Source organism: Pseudomonas sp. W4I3, from assembly GCF_030816195.1.
In the GTDB taxonomy this organism is placed as follows: domain Bacteria; phylum Pseudomonadota; class Gammaproteobacteria; order Pseudomonadales; family Pseudomonadaceae; genus Aquipseudomonas.
In genome coordinates, this window is sequence record NZ_JAUSXS010000001.1 from 887,021 (window position 1) to 907,089 (window position 20,069).

At 61.2% G+C, this 20,069-nt stretch carries 21 protein-coding genes and 1 pseudogene; 13 read left to right on the plus strand and 9 right to left on the minus strand.

Annotated features, from left to right (window positions below; genetic code table 11):
* Nucleotides 1–12 precede the first annotated feature (12 nt).
* From QF045_RS03940 to gabT, 5 genes are all read left to right on the plus strand, one after another.
* Entirely contained in the window at nucleotides 13–324 is a 312-nt protein-coding gene (locus tag QF045_RS03940; protein WP_306491129.1) for a hypothetical protein, read from the plus strand.
* Nucleotides 325–406: 82 nt separating this feature from the next.
* Nucleotides 407–721: a RebB family R body protein gene (locus tag QF045_RS03945; protein ID WP_124384586.1), complete on the plus strand. Its 315-nt coding sequence runs from the start codon at nucleotides 407–409 to the stop codon at nucleotides 719–721.
* A gap of 50 nt (nucleotides 722–771) precedes the next feature.
* Nucleotides 772–1,086, plus strand: coding sequence for a RebB family R body protein (locus tag QF045_RS03950; RefSeq protein ID WP_078731054.1), 315 nt, complete (start codon nucleotides 772–774; stop codon nucleotides 1,084–1,086).
* 410 nt (nucleotides 1,087–1,496) lie between these two features.
* Nucleotides 1,497–2,939 (plus strand): NADP-dependent succinate-semialdehyde dehydrogenase, encoded by a 1,443-nt coding sequence (gene gabD / locus QF045_RS03955; protein WP_306491130.1) that lies wholly within the window; start codon nucleotides 1,497–1,499, stop codon nucleotides 2,937–2,939.
* A gap of 180 nt (nucleotides 2,940–3,119) precedes the next feature.
* Nucleotides 3,120–4,397: a 4-aminobutyrate--2-oxoglutarate transaminase gene (gabT, locus tag QF045_RS03960; protein WP_306491131.1), complete on the plus strand. Its 1,278-nt coding sequence runs from the start codon at nucleotides 3,120–3,122 to the stop codon at nucleotides 4,395–4,397.
* 80 nt (nucleotides 4,398–4,477) lie between these two features.
* On the opposite strand, the gene QF045_RS03965 is transcribed toward gabT, so the two are convergent.
* The 5 genes and pseudogenes from QF045_RS03965 to desA form a co-directional block, all read right to left on the minus strand.
* Entirely contained in the window at nucleotides 4,478–5,677 is a 1,200-nt protein-coding gene (locus tag QF045_RS03965) for a hypothetical protein (protein WP_373424395.1), read from the minus strand.
* 13 nt (nucleotides 5,678–5,690) lie between these two features.
* Nucleotides 5,691–6,578, minus strand: a complete 888-nt coding sequence (locus tag QF045_RS03970) for a nitrilase family protein (protein WP_306491132.1) — start codon at nucleotides 6,576–6,578, stop codon at nucleotides 5,691–5,693.
* 95 nt (nucleotides 6,579–6,673) lie between these two features.
* A pseudogene (locus QF045_RS03975) lies at nucleotides 6,674–7,207 on the minus strand (FAD-dependent oxidoreductase); the annotation flags it as partial.
* A gap of 37 nt (nucleotides 7,208–7,244) precedes the next feature.
* Nucleotides 7,245–8,246, minus strand: a complete 1,002-nt coding sequence (locus QF045_RS03980; RefSeq protein WP_306491133.1) for a sensor domain-containing diguanylate cyclase — start codon at nucleotides 8,244–8,246, stop codon at nucleotides 7,245–7,247.
* Nucleotides 8,247–8,434: 188 nt separating this feature from the next.
* Nucleotides 8,435–9,619 carry a delta-9 fatty acid desaturase DesA gene (desA, locus tag QF045_RS03985; protein WP_306491134.1) on the minus strand — a complete coding sequence of 395 codons (1,185 nt, stop codon included), beginning with the start codon at nucleotides 9,617–9,619 and terminating at the stop codon, nucleotides 8,435–8,437.
* 165 nt (nucleotides 9,620–9,784) lie between these two features.
* Between desA and dibA the strand changes: the two genes are divergently transcribed.
* The 6 genes from dibA (at nucleotide 9,785) to QF045_RS04015 (ending at nucleotide 16,124) form a co-directional block, all read left to right on the plus strand.
* Nucleotides 9,785–11,698 (plus strand): phosphodiesterase DibA, encoded by a 1,914-nt coding sequence (dibA, locus tag QF045_RS03990; protein WP_306491135.1) that lies wholly within the window; start codon nucleotides 9,785–9,787, stop codon nucleotides 11,696–11,698.
* A gap of 301 nt (nucleotides 11,699–11,999) precedes the next feature.
* Complete coding sequence (gene oscA, locus QF045_RS03995) at nucleotides 12,000–12,182, plus strand: sulfur starvation response protein OscA (RefSeq protein ID WP_060755534.1); 183 nt, start codon at nucleotides 12,000–12,002, stop codon at nucleotides 12,180–12,182.
* A gap of 64 nt (nucleotides 12,183–12,246) precedes the next feature.
* Nucleotides 12,247–13,257, plus strand: a complete 1,011-nt coding sequence (locus QF045_RS04000; protein WP_124384594.1) for a sulfate ABC transporter substrate-binding protein — start codon at nucleotides 12,247–12,249, stop codon at nucleotides 13,255–13,257.
* A 178-nt stretch (nucleotides 13,258–13,435) separates the two neighbouring features.
* Nucleotides 13,436–14,254, plus strand: coding sequence for a sulfate ABC transporter permease subunit CysT (cysT, locus tag QF045_RS04005; RefSeq protein WP_065949976.1), 819 nt, complete (start codon nucleotides 13,436–13,438; stop codon nucleotides 14,252–14,254).
* Nucleotides 14,255–14,267: 13 nt separating this feature from the next.
* The gene (gene cysW, locus QF045_RS04010) at nucleotides 14,268–15,140 is read left to right on the plus strand and encodes a sulfate ABC transporter permease subunit CysW (RefSeq protein ID WP_101219760.1); all 873 of its coding nucleotides are present in this window, start codon (nucleotides 14,268–14,270) and stop codon (nucleotides 15,138–15,140) included.
* 3 nt (nucleotides 15,141–15,143) lie between these two features.
* Nucleotides 15,144–16,124: a sulfate/molybdate ABC transporter ATP-binding protein gene (locus QF045_RS04015; RefSeq protein WP_065949978.1), complete on the plus strand. Its 981-nt coding sequence runs from the start codon at nucleotides 15,144–15,146 to the stop codon at nucleotides 16,122–16,124.
* 126 nt (nucleotides 16,125–16,250) lie between these two features.
* On the opposite strand, the gene QF045_RS04020 is transcribed toward QF045_RS04015, so the two are convergent.
* Nucleotides 16,251–16,778: a DUF962 domain-containing protein gene (locus tag QF045_RS04020; protein ID WP_306491136.1), complete on the minus strand. Its 528-nt coding sequence runs from the start codon at nucleotides 16,776–16,778 to the stop codon at nucleotides 16,251–16,253.
* Between the two features lie 83 nt (nucleotides 16,779–16,861).
* Here QF045_RS04020 and QF045_RS04025 point away from each other — a divergent pair, with 83 nt between their 5' ends.
* Nucleotides 16,862–17,548 (plus strand): Crp/Fnr family transcriptional regulator, encoded by a 687-nt coding sequence (locus QF045_RS04025; RefSeq protein ID WP_306491137.1) that lies wholly within the window; start codon nucleotides 16,862–16,864, stop codon nucleotides 17,546–17,548.
* Here QF045_RS04025 and uraH read toward each other — a convergent pair.
* Together uraH and QF045_RS04035 are read right to left on the minus strand one after the other, a co-directional pair.
* Nucleotides 17,543–17,953, minus strand: a complete 411-nt coding sequence (gene uraH, locus QF045_RS04030) for a hydroxyisourate hydrolase (protein WP_306491138.1) — start codon at nucleotides 17,951–17,953, stop codon at nucleotides 17,543–17,545. The two genes, QF045_RS04025 and uraH, sit on opposite strands and share 6 nt — an antisense overlap.
* Before the next feature lie 23 nt (nucleotides 17,954–17,976).
* Nucleotides 17,977–18,450, minus strand: coding sequence for a heme-binding protein (locus QF045_RS04035; protein ID WP_306491139.1), 474 nt, complete (start codon nucleotides 18,448–18,450; stop codon nucleotides 17,977–17,979).
* 100 nt (nucleotides 18,451–18,550) lie between these two features.
* On the opposite strand from QF045_RS04035, the gene QF045_RS04040 reads away from it, so the two are divergent.
* Nucleotides 18,551–18,916 (plus strand): response regulator transcription factor, encoded by a 366-nt coding sequence (locus QF045_RS04040; RefSeq protein ID WP_306491140.1) that lies wholly within the window; start codon nucleotides 18,551–18,553, stop codon nucleotides 18,914–18,916.
* A 110-nt stretch (nucleotides 18,917–19,026) separates the two neighbouring features.
* Here QF045_RS04040 and QF045_RS04045 read toward each other — a convergent pair whose 3' ends face one another.
* Nucleotides 19,027–20,031 (minus strand): AraC family transcriptional regulator, encoded by a 1,005-nt coding sequence (locus QF045_RS04045; protein ID WP_306491141.1) that lies wholly within the window; start codon nucleotides 20,029–20,031, stop codon nucleotides 19,027–19,029.
* Nucleotides 20,032–20,069 lie beyond the last annotated feature (38 nt).

Sequence of the window (20,069 nt, forward strand, 5' to 3'; positions counted from 1 at the left end):
CAGGAGATTGAAATGCAGCCACCGGTGCTGTCCGCCGTTGATCGCCAGCGACTGGAGTCGATGCTGCGCAACCCGCAGATCTTCGCCGGAACGCCCCAAGCCATCGTCGACGAAACCCTCAAGCGCGCCAGCCAGGTGCTTGAGCAATCGAAGGCCAACGAGCACGCGCTCAAGACCGCCGCCGAGCAGCGTGACGCGGCGCTACGCCAAGTGTTGGACGGCGCGGCTCCGGACCGGGACGCTCAACGCAAGGAAGTGCAGGCATTGGTCCAGGGCTTGATCACGCAGATCGAAGCCGCGTTGAAACCCGCTGCAAAACCCTGAGCACCAGCGCTTCACAGCCACTGTTTTGTAACGTTCATTCATGAACACGGAATGCACCGTGTACTAAATAAGGAAATTGATCATGGCATTTGTCAGCGAACAAATTACCGACGCAGTCACCCAGACCAACGTCAAAGTGGTGGCCGAATCGCCAGCGATGGCGATGAGCACCATCTACCAGTCGATGGCGCAGGCCACCGCGATTCTGTTCCAGAACGCGGTATCGGCCCAGCAGCAGCAAAACACCCTGGCCCAGGCGGCCACCAACCAGGGCGTGATGCAGATTTACAGCGTCGACACCACCGCCGGCGCCGCCGCTACCGAGAAAGTCGCCCAGGGCGGCGTGTCGGATAACCTCACCAGCCTGTTGACCGTGCTCAAGTCGTTCCAGTCTTAAGCACCGCGCCATAACGGATGTTGTTCTTTCGAAAACCAGGAGTTTCAACCATGAGCACAGTCAGCCCGCAAATCACCGACGCCGTCACCCAGACCAACGTGAAGGTCGTTGCCGAATCGCCCGCGATGGCCATGAGCACGATCTACCAATCCATGGGCCAGGCCACGGCGATCCTGTTCCAGAACTCGGTCTCGGCCCAGCAACAGCAAAACACCCTGGCCCAGGCCGCCACCAACCAGGGGGTGATGCAGATCTACAGCGTCGACACCACCGCTGGCGCCGCCGCCACCGAAAAAGTCGCCCAGGGCGGTGTGGCCGACAACCTGACCAGCCTGTTGACCATCCTCAAATCGTTCCAGTCCTAAGCCGCAAGGCCCAGACACCCCCGGTGGCCGCAAGGCGCCGGGGGTGTTGTCGTTTGATCCGAAAATTAGGCCAAATGCGTCGTTTACGTTCTTTTTTTCGAACAGACTATTGCCCCTTCCCCCCATTGATCCTAGGATTCGTTTGAGATTTCAAACGCTCTGTCTCCCGCGCGCTTTCGCCTATCCTGGCGTGCTGGACTGATTTCCCTGACGGCAGCCCCTGGCTGATGCGGTGTAGGAGCGAGCTTGCTCGCGAAAATCGTTAACGATGACGTCGCGTTTCTGGTTTTACGCGGCGCCTTTGAATTTTTCGCGAGCAAGCTCGCTCCTACAACGACATTGCCCACAAGGCGCCTTTCAACAACTCTAATTCGCTCCGCGTGCGCGCGGTGCTGTTAAGGAAAGCCGACATGCAGCTTAAAGACACCCAGTTGTTCCGCCAGCAAGCCTTTATCGATGGCGCTTGGGTCGATGCGGACAATGGTCAGACCATCAAGGTCAACAACCCGGCCACGGGCGAAATTCTCGGCACCGTGCCAAAGATGGGCGCCGCGGAAACCCGCCGCGCCATCGAAGCCGCCGACAAGGCCCTGCCGGCCTGGCGTGCCCTCACCGCCAAGGAGCGCGCCAACAAGCTGCGCCGCTGGTTCGAACTGCTGATCGAAAACCAGGACGACCTCGGCCGCCTGATGACCCTCGAACAAGGCAAGCCGCTGGCCGAAGCCAAGGGTGAAATCGTCTACGCCGCCTCCTTTATCGAGTGGTTCGCCGAAGAAGCCAAGCGCATCTACGGCGACGTGATCCCCGGCCACCAGCCCGACAAGCGCCTGATCGTGATCAAGCAGCCAATCGGCGTGACCGCGGCCATCACACCCTGGAACTTCCCTGCGGCGATGATCACCCGCAAAGCCGGCCCGGCCCTGGCCGCCGGTTGCACCATGGTAATCAAGCCCGCTTCGCAAACGCCGTTCTCGGCCCTAGCCCTGGTGGAGCTGGCACACCGCGCTGGTATTCCTAAAGGCGTGCTGAGCGTGGTCACCGGCAGCGCCGGCGACATCGGCGGCGAGCTGACCAGCAACCCGACTGTGCGTAAATTGTCCTTCACCGGTTCCACCGAAATCGGTCGCCAACTGATGGCCGAATGCGCCAAGGACATCAAGAAAGTCTCCCTGGAGCTGGGCGGCAACGCACCGTTCATCGTGTTCGACGACGCCGACCTGGATAAGGCCGTCGAAGGCGCGATCATCTCCAAGTACCGCAACAACGGCCAGACCTGCGTGTGCGCCAACCGCCTGTACATCCAGGACTCGGTGTACGACGCGTTTGCCGAAAAACTCAAAGTGGCCGTGGCCAAGCTCAAGATCGGCAACGGTCTGGAAGAGGGCACCACCACGGGCCCGCTGATCGATGAAAAAGCGGTGGCCAAGGTGCAGGAACACATCGCCGACGCCCTGAGCAAAGGCGCCAAGTTGCTGGCCGGTGGCAAGGTGATGGAAGGCAACTTCTTCGAGCCGACCATCCTCACCGACGTGCCGAAAAACGCCGCCGTGGCCAAGGAAGAAACCTTCGGCCCACTGGCGCCGCTGTTCCGCTTCAAAGATGAAGCCGAAGTGATCGCGATGGCCAACGACACCGAATTCGGCCTGGCGTCGTACTTCTATGCGCGCGACCTTGGGCGTGTGTTCCGTGTGGCCGAAGCGCTGGAATACGGCATGGTCGGCGTCAACACCGGGTTGATCTCCAACGAAGTGGCGCCGTTCGGCGGCATCAAGGCGTCGGGCCTGGGCCGTGAAGGGTCCAAGTACGGGATCGAGGACTACCTGGAAATCAAATACCTCTGCCTGGGCATCTGACCGGCAGGCGATTGCAGCAAACGCAGAGGGCACGAGAGCGCTGTCCCTTTGCGTGTTTCACACCGTAATTCGTAGTGGCCGGGAAAGCTGTGGCAGTCGATCATCGCATGCTGCCGTAGTTGCCTCCCCGCCACGTATTCCTTGAACAACGCCACCCGATGAGTGGCGAATGAGGACTTTATGAGCAAGACCAACGCATCCCTGATGAAACGCCGCGAAGCCGCTGTACCGCGCGGTGTTGGCCAGATTCACCCGATCTTCGCCGAATCCGCGAAGAACGCCACCGTGACCGACGTTGAAGGTCGCGAGTTCATCGACTTCGCCGGCGGTATCGCCGTGCTGAACACCGGCCACGTACACCCGAAAATCATCGCGGCCGTGACCGAGCAGTTGAACAAGCTGACGCACACCTGCTTCCAGGTACTGGCCTACGAGCCCTACGTGGAAGTCTGCGAAAAAGTCGCGGCCAAGGTGCCCGGTGATTTCGCCAAGAAAACCCTGCTGGTCACCACCGGCTCCGAAGCGGTGGAAAACGCCGTGAAGATCGCCCGTGCCGCCACGGGCCGTGCTGGTGTGATCGCCTTCACCGGCGCCTACCATGGTCGCACCATGATGACGCTGGGCCTGACCGGCAAAGTCGTGCCTTACTCGGCCGGCATGGGCCTGATGCCAGGCGGCGTGTTCCGCGCGCTGTACCCGAATGAACTGCACGGTGTGAGCGACGACGACGCCATCGCCAGCATCGAACGCATCTTCAAGAACGACGCCGAGCCGCGTGATATCGCTGCGATCATCATCGAACCGGTGCAGGGTGAAGGCGGTTTCTACGTCGCGCCTAAAGCCTTTATGAAGCGCCTGCGCGAACTGTGCGACAAGCACGGCATCCTGCTGATCGCCGACGAAGTGCAAACCGGTGCCGGCCGTACCGGGACCTTCTTCGCCATGGAGCAGATGGGCGTTGCCGCCGACCTGACCACCTTCGCCAAATCCATCGCTGGCGGCTTCCCGCTGGCCGGTGTGTGCGGCAAGGCCGAATACATGGACGCCATCGCCCCAGGCGGCCTGGGCGGCACCTATGCCGGCAGCCCGATTGCCTGCGCGGCTGCATTGGCGGTAATGGAAGTGTTCGAAGAAGAGCACCTGCTGGACCGCTGCAAGGCCGTCGGCGAGCGCCTGGTGACCGGCCTCAAGGCCATCCAGGCCAAATACCCGGTAATCGGCGAAGTGCGCGCCCTGGGCGCGATGATTGCCTTGGAGCTGTTCGAGGATGGCGACAGCCACAAGCCGAACGCTGCCGCTGTTGCAGCCGTGGTAGCCAAGGCGCGTGACAAGGGCCTGATCCTGCTGTCGTGCGGTACCTACGGCAACGTGTTGCGCGTACTGGTGCCGTTGACCTCGCCGGACGAGCAGTTGGACAAGGGCCTGGCGATCATCGAAGAGTGCTTCTCAGAGCTTTAATCCCAGGGTTGTGTCGATAAAAAACCCCGCCTCGGCGGGGTTTTTTGTGCCGGGTGAATCACCTTCAGGCGTTGGTTGGCTTAATCAACGATCACAACACCGATCAACGGCACGATCAATACCGTACTGATCGCCATAGACAATACGTTGCCGATGTAGGGGTGCAGGTAGCCCGGCAGGCGCCCGGCAATCGCGCAGGCCAGCGGCGGGGCGATCAACGCCCCCAATAACGCGCTGGTTACAATCACTGCTGCGTTGCCGCCATAGGTCAACACGGCAGCGGGCACTACCGATACCAGAGGCACATAGGTTGGGTACCAACCCCGCTCACGCCATTGTCGACGCCACACAATAATGCCGATGAGTGAGGTCAGCGCTTGACCGGCAATCAGGTGTGGCAACCATCCAGATCCATAAGCGGGGCTCAGCGGATTCATTGCGTAGGCCAGCAACACTCCAGCGAGCAAACCCAGGCTTGCCCACTCATTGCCAAAGAACGGTGCTTCGGAAAAGTCCGCCAGCACCCGACGTAACGTCCAGCGTATACCGTAATCGGGTATTTTCTGGGCGGCGGCGGGTGCTGTGCTGGCCTGGGTTTCAGCTGCCCGGCTGACCAGCACCGGCAGTGCACGGCATAGTAAAAACGCCACCACACTGCCTAAAGCCATGCCCAATACGTTGCCAATCACCACCGGCAAACCCAGCGGAATGCACAGGTAGTTCACCAGCAACAGGCAGCTCGGCGTCACCAGAAGCGCGCCGAGCAAGGCGCCATTGAGCGTGACCTTCCACCCCCCGCCAAACAGCAGCACCATGGCTGCCGGCAGCGAAACAAAGGCGGCAAAGGTGGGTTGCCAGGAGCCCGCCGTCAAGGTCCAGCCCCAGAGCGCATTGCTCAGCAGCAGGCCCAGCAACGAACTGGTCACCAGCCAGGGCCACAGCCCCGTGCCGTAGGCAATGCTGAAGCCTTGCCAGGCTTGAGCATGACGACTGGTCCAGTAACCGAAAGCGCCACCGAGCAGCAGGCCGAGTGACGCGAACTCGTGTTTGTAGAAGGCCACCTCACTGATATCGCCGACCACCCAGCGCAACCACGCGGTCGGCGTGGGCAGGCTGGCCATCATGTCGTTGTAGCTTGGCCAGAGCTGCGGCGCCGAGGTGGAGTAAGCCACTGACAACCCTGTGAGCGACACTACCAGGGTGAGCGAGGCCAGGATCAGGATGACAAGGTGGCGAACGGATGAGTCTGATGATGCTTTTTTTGTTGGTATGAAACCCATGATCGCACCTCCATCAGCGTGGCAGGCACGGGTGAAGGCGGTAGCCGAGCATCGCGTCATACAGGTCGCCCCGACGATCTCGTTGCAGGTCGTTGAGGCTGTTCCAGATCGGTGCGCTGCGGGCGCTAGACAGGTCGATGTCGGCGTAAATAATCGCTTGCTCGTTGGGTGAGGCGACCTTGCCGATAGGCCAGCCGTTGGTGCCAGCAATCAACGAACAGCCAAGGTAGCGCGCGTCCTGTTCCTCGCCGATGCGGTTGGCCGCAGCAATGAACACGTTGTTGACGTGGGCGGCAGTCATGGTCAAGTACGAGGCCATGCATTTGCCTGCCTCGTCGAACAGTGGCGGTGGGGTCCACACCCAGTTATTCAGGCTGCAAATGATATCGGCGCCTTGCTGGGTCAGGATGCGTGGGACTTCGGGGAACCAGATGTCCCAGCAGATCAGTAAGCCTATGCGGCCTATGGGCGTGTCAAACACGGGGAAACCAAGGTTGCCGGGGCTGAACCAGAGCTTTTCCTTGTTCCACAGGTGAGCCTTGCGGTATTTGCCAATCAGGCCCTCGGGGCCCAGCAGTACTGCGGTGTCGAACAGTTGCATGCCGTCGCGTTCAGCCAAGCCTGCCACGAGATACACCTGGTGGAGCTGGGCGAAATCCATCCAGGCCCGCAGGCTGGGACCGTCTGGAACGGGCTCGGCATGGAGATAGGCATCCTCGCGACTGTTGAATAGATAACCGGTATTGGCCAATTCCGGCAGCACAATCAGATTGGCGCCATTGTTCACCGCTTGCAGGGCAAGGCTAAGACTGGTTTCCAGATTGGAGGTGCGATTGTGGGTGCCGACTTGCGGATCAAATTGCACAACGGCGACGCGTACTGGGCTCGTGAACTCGTTCATGGTGCAGACCTCTTTTTATTGTTATGAACCCACCGGGACGGGTGGGTGTTTAATAGGAGGTCTTTTTTGTTTATACGTCAGTAGGCTGTTTCAGCTTAAGTCGTAGGCAGCTGCTGTAACGATGGCTGGCCTTGGTAGCGTGGGTACTCATCCAGGGTAAACCCCCCGTTGAACGTGGCTTGGGTGGTATTGCAGAGATTGATCACCGCGTCGATGGCGCCGCGCAGGCAAGGCTCGGTCCACCCTGCATCCACCGAAAACGATTCGCCGGCCAGGTACAGACCGGAAACATGGGCATAGTCGCGGTTGTACTGCATCAAACTGACGGCATCGTAGTAAGTCCCGGCGCGATAGAGCTTGGCGCACCCTAGCGCGCTCTTGTCGGTCATCCAGCGTTGGACGATGGCGTTTTTTGTATCGATGTAGGGCGATATCGGCGTTTTGATATTGGCGCTGCGTAACAGGATGCGGTCCAGTTCCATGACGCACTTGTTGATCAGCGTTTGGTCGTCAAAAGAGGCCAGTTTGGTCGCGTCATCCTCCCAGGTGTAACTGAGCAAAATGCAGTCGTAGGGATAGGCGTCGTGGTAGCGATACGTGTACACATCATGAATAAAACTGTTGAAGATCGTTCCCACGCGGAGCGTGAGAACGATCAGTTCAGCACTAACCCGCGATTACGCGGTTTTTGCCCTGGCGCTTTGCCTCATACATCGCCGCATCGGCGCGGCCGAACAGGCTGTCGAGCGTCGAGTCGTCTTCGCGCAGGCTGGCCAGGCCCTGGCTGACGGTCACGGTAAATGCGTGGCCTTCGACGCTGAAGCTCAGCCTTTGGATTTCCTTGCCCAGCCGCTCGGCCACCTGCAGGGCCATCTCCGGGGCGCAGCCGGGTAGCACGGCGGCAAATTCTTCGCCGCCGATGCGCCCGAACAGGTCGCCACGGCGCAACACGCCTCTGCCGCTCTCGGCGATGCGGCGCAATACCTGGTCGCCTTCCAGGTGGCCATACGTGTCATTGATGTCTTTGAAGTCATCGATGTCCAGCAACAAAAACGCCAACGGCGTGCCCTGCACACAGGCGCTGTCAAAGGCCTGGTTGGCAAGCTCGAAGAAGTGCCGGCGGTTGCTGCTCTGGGTCAGCACATCGGTGGTGGCCAGGCGATGCAGTTCCAGCTCCAGGTGCTTCTTTTCGGTGATGTCCTCCGCCATGCCCACGACGATCATCGGCTTGCCCGGCTCGGCATGCTGATTGATATAGCATTTGTCGCTGAGCCAGCGAATTTGCCCGTCGGCCGTGACGATGCGGTACTCGCGGTCTTCCACGGCGCCCTGTTCCAGCACGCGGGCCAGGCTGTGTTCGGCGTAGTCGAGGTCTTCAGGGTGAATGCTGTTGCGCCATTCCCGATGATCGGCCAACAGCAAACCGGCGCTGCGGCCGAATATGCGCTCGTAGGCCGGGCTGACGTACAGCACACGGCGCGTTTCCCAATCGATGGCCCACAGCACGGCATTCACGCTCACCAGCAGCGAGCTGAGCAGCTGCTCACGCTCACTCAGCCGCTCGACCTCGCCCTGGGCATGCATGAGCGCCAACAGCGTCGACGCCGCGGCTGGGCGCGGTGGCTGGTCAGTGGACACATCGGGCAGGCAAGGCTTTTCGTGAACCATCGGAACAACTCTCTCTGGGCGCGCCGCAGGATGCAACAGCGGTCACTACAAGGGGTCACCATGATGGCGAAGTGTTCTTTGAGAGAGGGGAATTGCGGTGAAGTTCCGTGATCGGGGTCGATTGGCGGCGCCCGGAAAATGACGTCAGAAAGCCAGTGTGCGGGAGGGCGAGCCCTCCCGCGGTAGCATCAGACCGCTGCGGGGCGCAGTGAATAGGTCTTCAGTTGGTGCGCAAAATCGCGCAGGGATTGGATACCGCTGGCCTCGGCTTCGTGTACCCATTCCTTGATCGCCGCCAGCATGTCGTGGCCGTTGGAGCTGGTCTTGAGCCAGATCTGCTGCAGCGCCAGGCGCTTCTCGTAGATCACGCTCAGCGCTTGGCTGTGTTCCAGCATGCTCTGGATGCGCACATGGTGGCGATCGTTCAGCAGGCTGGTTTCCCGCGACAGCAGGCGCTTGGCGCGGTGGAACTGGTGGCGCACCGAATGATCGACCTTCTCCAGCTCCTGCTTGACCAGCGGGCCGATCACCAATTTGCGGTACTGGGCCATGATCTGGAAGCGGTTGTTGAGGATCGCCATGGCGGTGTCCATGTCCAGGTGACCCTTGCCTTCAACGCGGTGGGCGATGGGCGCAACGCGCTGCACCTTGGCCAGGCGCAGGAAGCTGAACACCTTGATCCAGGCCCAGCCCAGGTCGAATTCCCACTTCTTCACCGACAGCTTGGCCGAGTTGGGGTAGGTGTGGTGGTTGTTGTGCAGCTCTTCACCACCCACGATGATGCCCCAGGGCACCAGGTTGGTCGCCGCGTCGCGGCATTCGAAGTTGCGATAGCCCACGGCATGGCCCAGGCCGTTGATCACGCCGGCGGCCCAGAACGGAATCCACATCATCTGGATCGCCCAGATAGTGATGCCGATGGTGCCGAACAGCAGCACGTCGATCACGCCCATGATCGCCACGCCCAGCAGCGGGTAGGGCGTGTAGAGGTTGCGTTCGATCCAGTCGTCCGGGCAGTTCTTGCCGTAGATGCGCAGGGTCTCGGGGTTTTCCGCCTCGGCGCGGTACAGCTCGGCGCCTTTGCGCAGCACGGTGGACAGGCCCTTGATCACCGGGCTGTGCGGGTCATCGACGGTTTCGCATTTGGCATGGTGCTTACGGTGGATGGCGGTCCACTCGCGGGTGTTCTGCGCCGTGGTCAACCACAGCCAGAAGCGGAAGAAGTGTTTCAGGCCGGCATTGAGCTCGAGCGAGCGATGGGCTGAATAACGGTGCAGATAGACCGTGACCCCGATAATGGTCACGTGGGTCATCAACAGCGTGACTGCCACCAGTTGCCAGGCTGACAGGTCAAGAAAACCGTTGTACCACATAGGCTGTATGGCCCTCAGATAAAGTAAAGAACAGCTCACGCATTATCACTAAGCCTACAGAGAAAACCAGCCGCCCTTTCAGATAGGAGTGACTGGATGTTTCTTATTCTATAATCCTCAGCCTTCGTAGGGCGATTCTGTTTTTTGGTAAGGATTACTGAGCATATGCTGTTTTCATACCGTGGAGCCCTACGTGCGGGGCTGGTATACCTGCTGATTTCCATTCTGTGGCTCCAGCTTAGCCGCCAACTATTAATCAACTTTATCGATGAACCCCAGGCGTTGGCGCATTGGCTGCAGCTGCGCGGCTATGTTTGGGCAGGCCTGAGCGCGCTGGCGATTTACCTGATGGGCGTGCGTTTTGCCCGCGCCCACCGGCTGCAACAACCCCTAAAGGAAAACCGTGAACGCTTGCAACAGGCCGCCGCGGTCTTTGATTGCACCCGCGAAGGCGTGCTGGTGACCGACGCCCGGGGCCTGATCGTGCACGTCAACCGCGCGTTCATCGAGATCACCGGTTACCGGCGCGAAGACGTCATGGGCCAGCCGCCCAGCCTGTTCAAGTCCGGGCGCCATTCGTCGAATTTTTATCAACAGATGTTCCAAACCCTCGAACACAGCGGCGAATGGAGCGGCGAAATCTGGAATCGGCGCAAAAGCGGCGAAATCTACCCACAGTGGCAAACCATCCGCGTCATTCGTGATGACCAGGACCATATCAGCCACTATGTGGCGGTGTTCTCGGACATCAGCGCCATCAAGGATTCCGAACACGAGCTGGCGCACCTGGCCCATCACGACCCGCTGACCGACCTGCCCAACCGCCTGCTGTTCACCGACCGTGCCGAGCAGGCGCTGGCCTCGGCGCAGGTGCACAAACGTGGCTGTGCGCTGCTGCTGATGGACCTGGACCACTTCAAGATCATCAATGACAGCCTGGGCCACAACGTCGGTGATCAACTGCTCAAGCTGGTGGCCGAGCGTCTCAAGGGGCTGTTCGGGCCAGGGGTGACCCTGGCCCGCCTGGGCGGCGATGAGTTCGCCGTATTGGCGGAAAGTTGTCCACAGGTGATGCAGGCCGCAGCCCTGGCGCAGCGCATGCTCGATGCCATGAAGGACGCGTTCATTTTTGACGGCAACCAGCTATTCATCAGTGCCAGCATCGGCATCAGCCTGTTCCCCAGCGATGCGCTGAGTGCCGAACAATTGTTGCGCAACGCTGATTCTGCCTTGTTCAAGGCCAAGAGTGCGGGGCGTGAAGGCTACGCTTTGTACACCGAGGAACTGACGGCGCACGCGCAGAACCGGGTGGAAATCGCCAACGAATTGCGCCGCGCCCTCGACCAACAGGAACTGCGCGTCTATTACCAGCCGGTGCACGACCTGCAGGACAGCCGCCTGGTGGGCGTCGAGGCGCTGGTGCGCTGGCAGCACCCGGAACGCGGCCTGGTGCCGCCGGGTGAATTTATCCCCATCGCCGAGCGCACCGGCTTGATCGCCGACATCGATGCCTGGGTGATGGACCAGGCCTGCCGCCAGATGTGCCAATGGTTGGCGGACGGCGTGCCGTTGGAATTTATCGCGATCAACGTCTCCAGCCGTCTGTTTGCCCGGCGTGAACTCTATGAACAAGTCGGGCAGGTGCTCCACGACACAGGCCTGGACCCGGCGTTCCTTGAGCTGGAAGTCACCGAAAGCGCAGTGATGGACGACCCGGAAGTGGCCCTCGAACAATTGCACCGCCTGCGCGAGCTGGGCCTGCGCCTGGCCATCGACGACTTCGGCACCGGCTATTCCTCACTGTTGCGCCTCAAGCGCCTGCCGGTGCAGAAACTCAAGATCGACCAAGGCTTCGTCGCCGGCTTGCCGTGGGATGAAGATGACGCCGCCATCGTGCGCGTGGTCATCGCCCTGGCCAAAAGCATGGGCATGCAGGTGCACGCCGAAGGCATCGAGCAGGTGGAGCAGGCGCGCTTCCTGCTGGACCAGGAGTGCGACATGGGCCAGGGGTATTGGTTTGGCAAGCCGATGCCGGCTGACGCTATCGACTGGAGCCGAGCACCCCCCATCCAAATTTGAAATGCATTCAACTGTGGGAGGGGGCTTGCTCCCGATAGCGGTGCATCAGGTTAGAAAATCTTTGCCTGACCCACAGCTATCGGGAGCAAGCCCCCTCCCACCTTTGGATTGCATCACGCCTCAATTTCAGTGGTTGAACGTAAAACCCACGCGCAACCCCACGTCCCGTCAGAAAATTCTTTCTGGTTATATAAACATTCTTAAATAGTATTTTTAAGAATATCCGCGCTTATCTACTATCGCCCTCACGCCGCAAGCAGTGCCGCCACTGCCAGGCACTATTCATTTCAGGAGCGAGACCATGAGCGCATCTCTACGTAGCGTCGACGGCCAGGACGAAGCAGCCATTTTGCGTGAGATCCAGAGCGCCTTGCGCGATCTGCGGTTTGGCGCGGTGGAAATCACTGTGCACAACGCTCAAGTGGTACAGATCGAACGCAAGGAAAAATTCCGTCTGCAGAACCCGGGTAACAAACCGAACTAAGCAGGAACGGCGATAGACCCGCAATTATAAGAAAAGCCAACACCTAAGAATTTCAGGAGCTTCTATGTCGTCGATTCGCCGTTATGCCTTGGCCGCATTGGCCAGTGCCGTGTTTGCCGGTTCCGCCGTTGCCAAGGACTACGAGTTGCTCAACGTCTCGTACGACCCGACCCGCGAGCTGTACCAGGACTACAACGCTGAGTTCACCAGCTTCTGGAAACAGTCCCACCCGGGCGACAACGTCAAGATCCAGCAATCCCACGGTGGTTCGGGCAAACAAGGTCGCGCCGTGATCGACGGCCTGCGCGCCGACGTGGTGACCCTGGCCCTGGCCGGTGACATCGACGAAATCGCCAAGCTGGGCAAGACCCTGCCGGAAAACTGGCAAACCCGCCTGCCGGATGCCAGCACCCCGTACACCTCGACCATCGTGTTTCTGGTGCGCAAGGGCAACCCCAAAGGCATCAAGGACTGGGGCGACTTGATCAAGAAAGACGTTTCGGTGATCACGCCGAACCCGAAAACCTCCGGTGGTGCACGCTGGAACTTCCTCGCCGCCTGGGCCTACGGCCTGAAGACCGGCGGCAGCGAAGCCAAGGCCCAGGAATACGTCAAGGAGCTGTTCAAGCACGTGCCGATTCTCGACACCGGCGCGCGCGGCTCCACCATCACCTTCGTCAACAACGGTCAGGGCGATGTGCTGCTGGCCTGGGAAAACGAAGCGTTCCTGGCGCTCAAGGAAGACGGCGGCGCCGACAAGTTCGATATCGTCGTGCCGTCCCTGTCGATCCTCGCGGAGCCGCCGGTGGCCGTGGTCGACAAGAACGCCGAGAAAAAGGGCAATACCGAGATCGCCACCGAATACCTCAAGCACCTGTACAGCCCGGCTGGCCAGGAGATTGCGGCGAAAAACTTCTACCGTCCACGCGATGAGAAAGTCGCCGCCAAATACGCCCAGCAGTTCCCTAAACTGGACCTGGTGACTATCGACAAAGACTTCGGCGGCTGGAAAACTGCCCAACCGAAATTCTTCAACGACGGTGGCGTGTTCGACCAGATCTACACGGCGCAGTAACAACACCGATCACTGTAGGAGCGAGCTTGCTCGCGAAAAACTTCAAGGCACCGCGTGCAAACAGACCGCCCGCGTTATCGTTGACGATCTTCGCGAGCAAGCTCGCTCCTACAGTGGTCAGGAGAGCCCGCATTCATTTGCGGGTTTTGCATATCCGTTCCGCTAACCAAGGACTCTTATGTCGCGTCGTATTTCCCCCGTCATACCCGGCTTCGGGCTGACGCTGGGCTACACCGTGGTGTACCTCAGCCTGATCGTACTCATCCCGCTGGCGGCGATGTTCGTACACGCCGCTCAACTCACCTGGGATCAGTTCTGGAACATCATTTCCGCGCCCCGCGTGCTGGCCGCGTTGAAGCTAAGCTTCAGCACCGCGTTGTACGCCGCGCTGATCAACGGTGTGATCGGCACCCTGCTGGCCTGGGTGCTGGTGCGCTACACCTTTCCCGGACGCAAGATCATCGATGCGATGATCGACCTGCCGTTCGCCTTGCCCACCGCCGTGGCCGGTATCGCCTTGACCGCGCTGTATGCGCCCAACGGGCTGGTTGGCCAGTTTGCCGCCGACCTGGGGTTCAAGATCGCCTACACCCCGCTGGGCATCACTCTGGCGCTGACCTTTGTCACCTTGCCCTTCGTCGTGCGCACGGTGCAGCCGGTGCTTGCCGACATCCCCCGCGAAGTCGAAGAGGCCGCCGCCTGCCTGGGCGCCAAGCCGCTGCAGGTGTTCCGTCATATCCTCGTGCCGGCGCTGCTGCCCGCCTGGCTGACCGGTTTCGCGCTGGCCTTCGCCCGTGGCGTGGGTGAGTACGGTTCGGTGATTTTCATCGCCGGCAACATGCCGATGAAAACCGAGATTCTGCCGTTGCTGATCATGGTCAAGCTCGACCAGTACGACTACCGCGGCGCCACCTCCATTGGTGTGCTGATGCTGGTGGTTTCCTTTGTCCTGCTGCTGCTGATCAACTTGCTGCAGCGGCGCATCGAACGTCCATAAGGAGGCGCGGAACATGTCCCAATCGTCTATTTCCGCCGCGTCCTCGGCCAACGCCGCTCGGCGTGGCAGTGCCACCTCGCGACGCATCCTGATCGGCCTTGGCTGGCTGGTGTTCGCACTGTTCCTGCTGCTGCCGCTGTTGATCGTGGTGTCGCAGGGCTTGAAGAACGGCCTCGGCGCATTCTTCACCGCGATCCTTGAACCGGACGCCCTGTCGGCGCTGAAACTCACGGTGATCGCCGTGGTGATTTCGGTGCCGCTCAACCTGGTGTTCGGCGTCAGCGCTGCATGGTGCGTGAGCAAGTATTCGTTCCGTGGCAAAAGCATTCTGGTGACGCTGATCGACCTGCCGTTCTCGGTCTCGCCCGTGATCGCCGGCCTGGTGTACGTGCTGATGTTCGGCGCCCAGGGCTTTTTCGGGCCGTGGTTGCAGGAGCATGACATCCAGATCGTGTTCGCCTTGCCCGGTATCGTGCTGGCGACCATCTTCGTCACCGTGCCGTTCGTGGCCCGTGAGCTGATCCCGCTGATGCAGGAGCAGGGCACTCAGGAAGAGGAAGCGGCGCGCCTGCTCGGTGCCAACGGCTGGCAGATGTTCTGGCATGTCACCGTACCGAACATCAAGTGGGGGCTGATCTATGGCGTGGTGCTGTGTACCGCGCGGGCCATGGGTGAGTTCGGCGCGGTGTCGGTGGTGTCCGGCCACATCCGTGGCGTGACCAACACGCTGCCGCTGCACGTCGAGATTCTTTACAACGAATACAACCACGTCGCCGCCTTCGCGGTGGCCAGCCTGTTGCTGATCCTGGCGCTCTTCATCCTGCTGCTCAAGCAGTGGAGCGAGAACCGAATCAACCGCCTGCGCAACAGCGCCGGTGAGGAATAAGTCATGTCGATCGAAGTCCGTAATGTCAGCAAGAACTTCAACGCCTTCAAGGCCCTGGACAGCATCAACCTGGATATCCAGAGTGGCGAGCTGGTGGCGTTGCTCGGCCCGTCCGGCTGCGGCAAGACCACCTTGCTGCGCATCATCGCAGGCCTGGAAACCCCGGATGCCGGCAGCATCGTGTTCCACGGCGAGGACGTCTCCGGCCACGATGTGCGCGATCGCAACGTGGGCTTTGTGTTCCAGCACTACGCGCTGTTCCGCCACATGACCGTGTTCGACAACGTCGCCTTCGGCCTGCGCATGAAGCCCAAGAACCAACGCCCCACCGAAAGCCAGATCGCGAGCAAGGTTCACGAACTGCTGAACATGGTGCAACTCGATTGGCTGTCTGATCGCTACCCGGAACAACTTTCCGGCGGCCAGCGCCAACGCATCGCCCTGGCCCGCGCCTTGGCGGTGGAGCCTAAAGTGCTGCTGCTGGACGAACCCTTCGGCGCCCTCGACGCCAAGGTGCGCAAGGAGCTGCGCCGCTGGCTGGCGCGCTTGCACGAAGACATCAACCTGACCTCGGTGTTCGTGACCCACGACCAGGAAGAGGCCATGGAAGTCGCCGACCGTATCGTGGTGATGAACAAGGGCGTGATCGAGCAGATCGGCTCACCGGGCGACGTCTACGAAAACCCGGCCAGCGATTTTGTGTACCACTTCCTGGGCGACTCGAACCGCCTGCACTTGGGCGAAGACAAACACCTGCTGTTCCGCCCCCATGAAGTGTCGTTGTCGCGGCATGAGCTTGAAGACCACCACGCCGCCGAAGTGCGAGACATCCGGCCACTGGGCGCCACCACGCGAGTGACCCTGAAGGTCGAAGGCCAACCCGAGCTGATCGAAGCCGAAGTGGTAAAAGACCACGACAGCCTCACCGGCCTGGCCCGCGGCGAAACCCTGTTCTTCAAACCCAAGGTCTGGCAAAAGGCCTGAGCACACCCCCGGAACCACATGTGAAAACGGGGACAATGTGGGAGGGGGCTTGCTCCCGATAGCGGTGGGTCAGCCAGAATATTTGTCACTGACACACCGCTATCGGGAGCAAGCCCCCTCCCACAGTTAGACCTCACTTGGCTTGAGATCCCGGCGCGCCACCGGCCCCGAGCGCTGTTCGATCTGCTGTTTCAGGCCCTGTCGCAACCCCAGCAGAAACGCCAACTCCGCCACCACAAACAACGGCCCCACGATCAGCCCCGACACATCATCCACAAACGCCGGCTTGCGGCCTTCGTAGTAATGCCCGACAAACTGGATCACCCAGCCCACCACGAACAGGCCCACGCCGCTGCTCAACCACACCGTTGTGCTCTGCGCCGCCAGCGCGTGCCCGGCCCACACCGACAACCCCATCAGCAGCGTCATCAACCCACCCAGGGCCCGTTCCAGGCGCAGGTAAAACCACGCCGAAAACAGCGCCAGCAGCACCGCCGGTGATAGCCACAGCCCACCCACCGACCACTCGGGGCGCGACAGCAGCACGGCGACCGCCACCACAATCAACGGAATACCGATGAAATGACTGGCGATATTGCGCGGGTCGCGGTGATAGGCGGCGTACTGACTGAGGTGATCGACGAGGCTTTTCATTTTTGTTCCTCCTGTAGGATGTTTGATCATGCCCTGTCAGTCGGTGCTGAACTGTCAACTGGGCGACAATCTACGGAGTTCCCATGGACACAGCGAAATGGCACGCGCAGCTAGCCAGCGGCCACTGGTTCCGCCACCTGCCCGCAGACCTGCAGCGTCGCCTGCTGGCGGCGGCGCGGTTGCGCTCGCTGACGGCGGGGCAGTTGCTGTTCAAGCGCGGCGATCCGCCGTGTGGCCTGTATGCGGTGCTGGAGGGGGCGGTGCGCATCAGCGCGGTGAATGCACAGGGCAAGGAAGCGGTGCTGAGCCTGGTTGAAACGCCTTACTGGTTCGGTGAGATCTGCCTGTTCGACAACCTGCCGCGCACCCACGATGCCCTCGCCATGGGGCCTTGCACCCTGTTGCAGGTACCGCAGGCGGCGATGCTCGGCATGCTTGAGCAGCAGCCGGCGTATTGGCGCGAGGTGGCCCTGTTGATGAGCCACAAACTGCGCCTGTCGTTGATCAATATCGAGCAGATGAGCCTGATGCCAGCCTCGGCGCGGCTGGCCCATCGGCTGCTGATGATCGCTGAGGGTTACGGCGAGGTCGAGCAGGCCCGGCGGGTGTTGCAGCTGCCTCAGGAAGACCTGGCGGCGATGCTGGGCCTGTCGCGCCAGACCATCAACAGCCTGCTCAAGGCGCTGGAGCAGCAGGGCATTATCGGCCTGAGCTACGGCGCCATTGAGATCCTCGACCTCAATGGCTTGCGGCGGGCGGCGGGCCTATGAACCGCGATAGGTGGAGAAGCCGTAAGGGCTGAGCAGCAGCGGGATGTGGTAATGCTGGTCGGCCTGCTTGACCTGGAAAATCACCGGCACTTCAGGGAAGAAGGTTTCGCGGTTGGCTTGCTTGTAATAGTCACCGGTCTTGAACACCACGCGGTACTCGCCCGGCTTCATGCTGCGGTCAGCGGGAAACAGCTCGGCGATGCGCCCCTGCTGGTTGGTGACGCCCTGGGACAGCGACTTCCACTGGTCGCCCACGTGTTCTTCCAGGGTGACGTTGACGCCGGCGCTCGGCAGGCCGTTTTCCAGGTTGAGCACGTGCACGCTCAGCGGGTTGCCGGCGGCCAGGGCCAGATTGCACAGGCCGCTGAGGCTCAGGGCGGCGAGGGTCATGCTTAGGGTTTTCATCGAGAAGTCCTTTTTGACACGGTTCAAGGGGTGATTTTCAAGCCCAATTGCTCGGCGGCTTGTACGGCGCAGGCTTCATCCTGCGGTGCGCCACCGGCACCGGCGATGCCCAGCGCGCCGACCAGTTCGGCGTCGGCAAACAGCGGCACGCCACCGCCGAGCAACAGCAATTCGGGCAAGCTGTTAAGGTTGGCGGCTTCGGGGTTGTTGCGCGCACGCTCGGCGAACAACCGGGTTGGGGTTTTGGTCGACAACGCGGTGTACGCTTTGCGCTGGCTGGCGAGGCTGTTATGCGGGCCTACGCCATCGGCGCGCAGGGCCAGCAACAGGTTGCCGCCGCGGTCGAGCACGGTCAGCGCGGCGTTGCAGTGCGCCAGACTGGCATCGGCCAATTGGCGCGCGGTGCGTAAGTCCAGCTCGGCGTGGCGTGGCAGTTGGGGCGTCGCCTGGGCGGCAGTCGCCACGGCGAGGCTTAAAAACACAGCAGTGCGATACATGGTGAAAGCTCCAGAAGGCAGGCCGTCAAGGTAGCCAGTGGACGTGGTCAAAAGCCGCACAATTTGATGACAGGTTTGTAATCAAACCCAGAGGAAAGGCATGCACGTGTTGTTAGTGGAAGACCAGCCGCAACTGGCGCAACGTATGGCCCAGGGCCTGAGCGAGGCCGGTTTTTCGGTGGAAGTCGCGGCCAACGGCATGGCGGCGCTGCGCTTTGTGGAAAGCACTGTGTACGACTTGGTGATCCTGGATGTGATGCTACCGGGCCTGAATGCCTGGAAGTTGCAGCAGGAAATTCGCCAGCGCGGTGAAACGCCGTTGTTGTTTCTGACCACGCCCAATGGCATTGAAGATCGTCTGCGCGGGCTGGAACTGCATGAAGATGATTACTTGCTCAAGCCGTTTGACGCCAAGGCATTGGTGGCGCGGGTGAGGAAGGTGTTGCGGCGTGATCGGGGGCGGTGAGGGCCTGGGCAATCGCTATCGGGAGCAAGCCCCCTCCCACAGGTGAACGCATTCCAAATGTGGGAGGGGGCTTGCCCCCGATGAGGCCCTCAAACCCACCCCACACCTGCCTACCGCAACCCATCCCTGAACTGCCCCGGCGTAATCCCCGTCCAGCGCTTGAACGCCCGATTGAAGCTGCTGGTATCGGCAAACCCCAGCAAATGGCTGATCTCGGCCAATGAACACTGCGCATCGCGCAAGTGCAACAACGCCAGGTTCTGCCGGCATTCGTTGAGCAACGCATCAAACCGGCAGCCTTCGTCCGCCAGGTGCCGCTGCAAGCTGCGCAAGCTCAGATGCAAGGCCTGGGCGACACGCTCCGCGCTGGGTTCGCCGTCGGGCAGTTGCGCCTCGATGGTGGCGCGCACCTTGCGCTCCCAGGTCAGCGGTTGCAGTTGGGCCAGGGTGCGCTTGAGCACGGTTTCATTGTGTTCGGCCAACTCCGGGTTGGCGTCGTCCAGGTGGCTGTCGAAGTCGTGGGCGGCGAACTCCAGGCGGTCTTCCTCGGCGCCAAAGAACACCGGTGAGCGAAACACCGTGTGCCATGGCGCGGGGTCGGCCGGTTCCGGGCGCCGCAGGTAGACCGCCAGCGGTGCGTAGTCGCGCCCCAGGCGATTGCGGCAGGTGCGCACGTAGATCGCCGCAAACGCATCGATGGCTTCCAGCGCCGGCGCCGGGCTGCCTTCCGGTTGCAGCAGGCGAAACCAGTAGCAGTCGCCCTGACGGCTCAGCTCCAGGCTCAGCGCATCACTGACCACCTGGTGATAGCGCACGATCCGCTCGAACACCTCGCGCAGGCTGCCGCTGGCCACCAGGGCGTAGCCCAGCGCATGAAAGGTGGTGGGGCTGACAAACCTCGACACCCGCAAGCCAATCGCCGGATCGCCACTGGCCTGCACCGCCAGTTCCCACAGGCGCGTGGTGGCCGACAACGGATAGCGCGCATTCGGGTCGTCCATCAACAGCGGGTCGAGCCCGGCTTCCAGGCATAGCGCGGCGCTGTCGAGGCCCAGGGCATCGAGTTGCTTGCGCAGGGCGCGGGTCCAGCTGGCGAGAGACGTGGGTTCGGTCATGGCGATTGGCGCTTGCGGTCAACAGGTTGGCGTGCGGA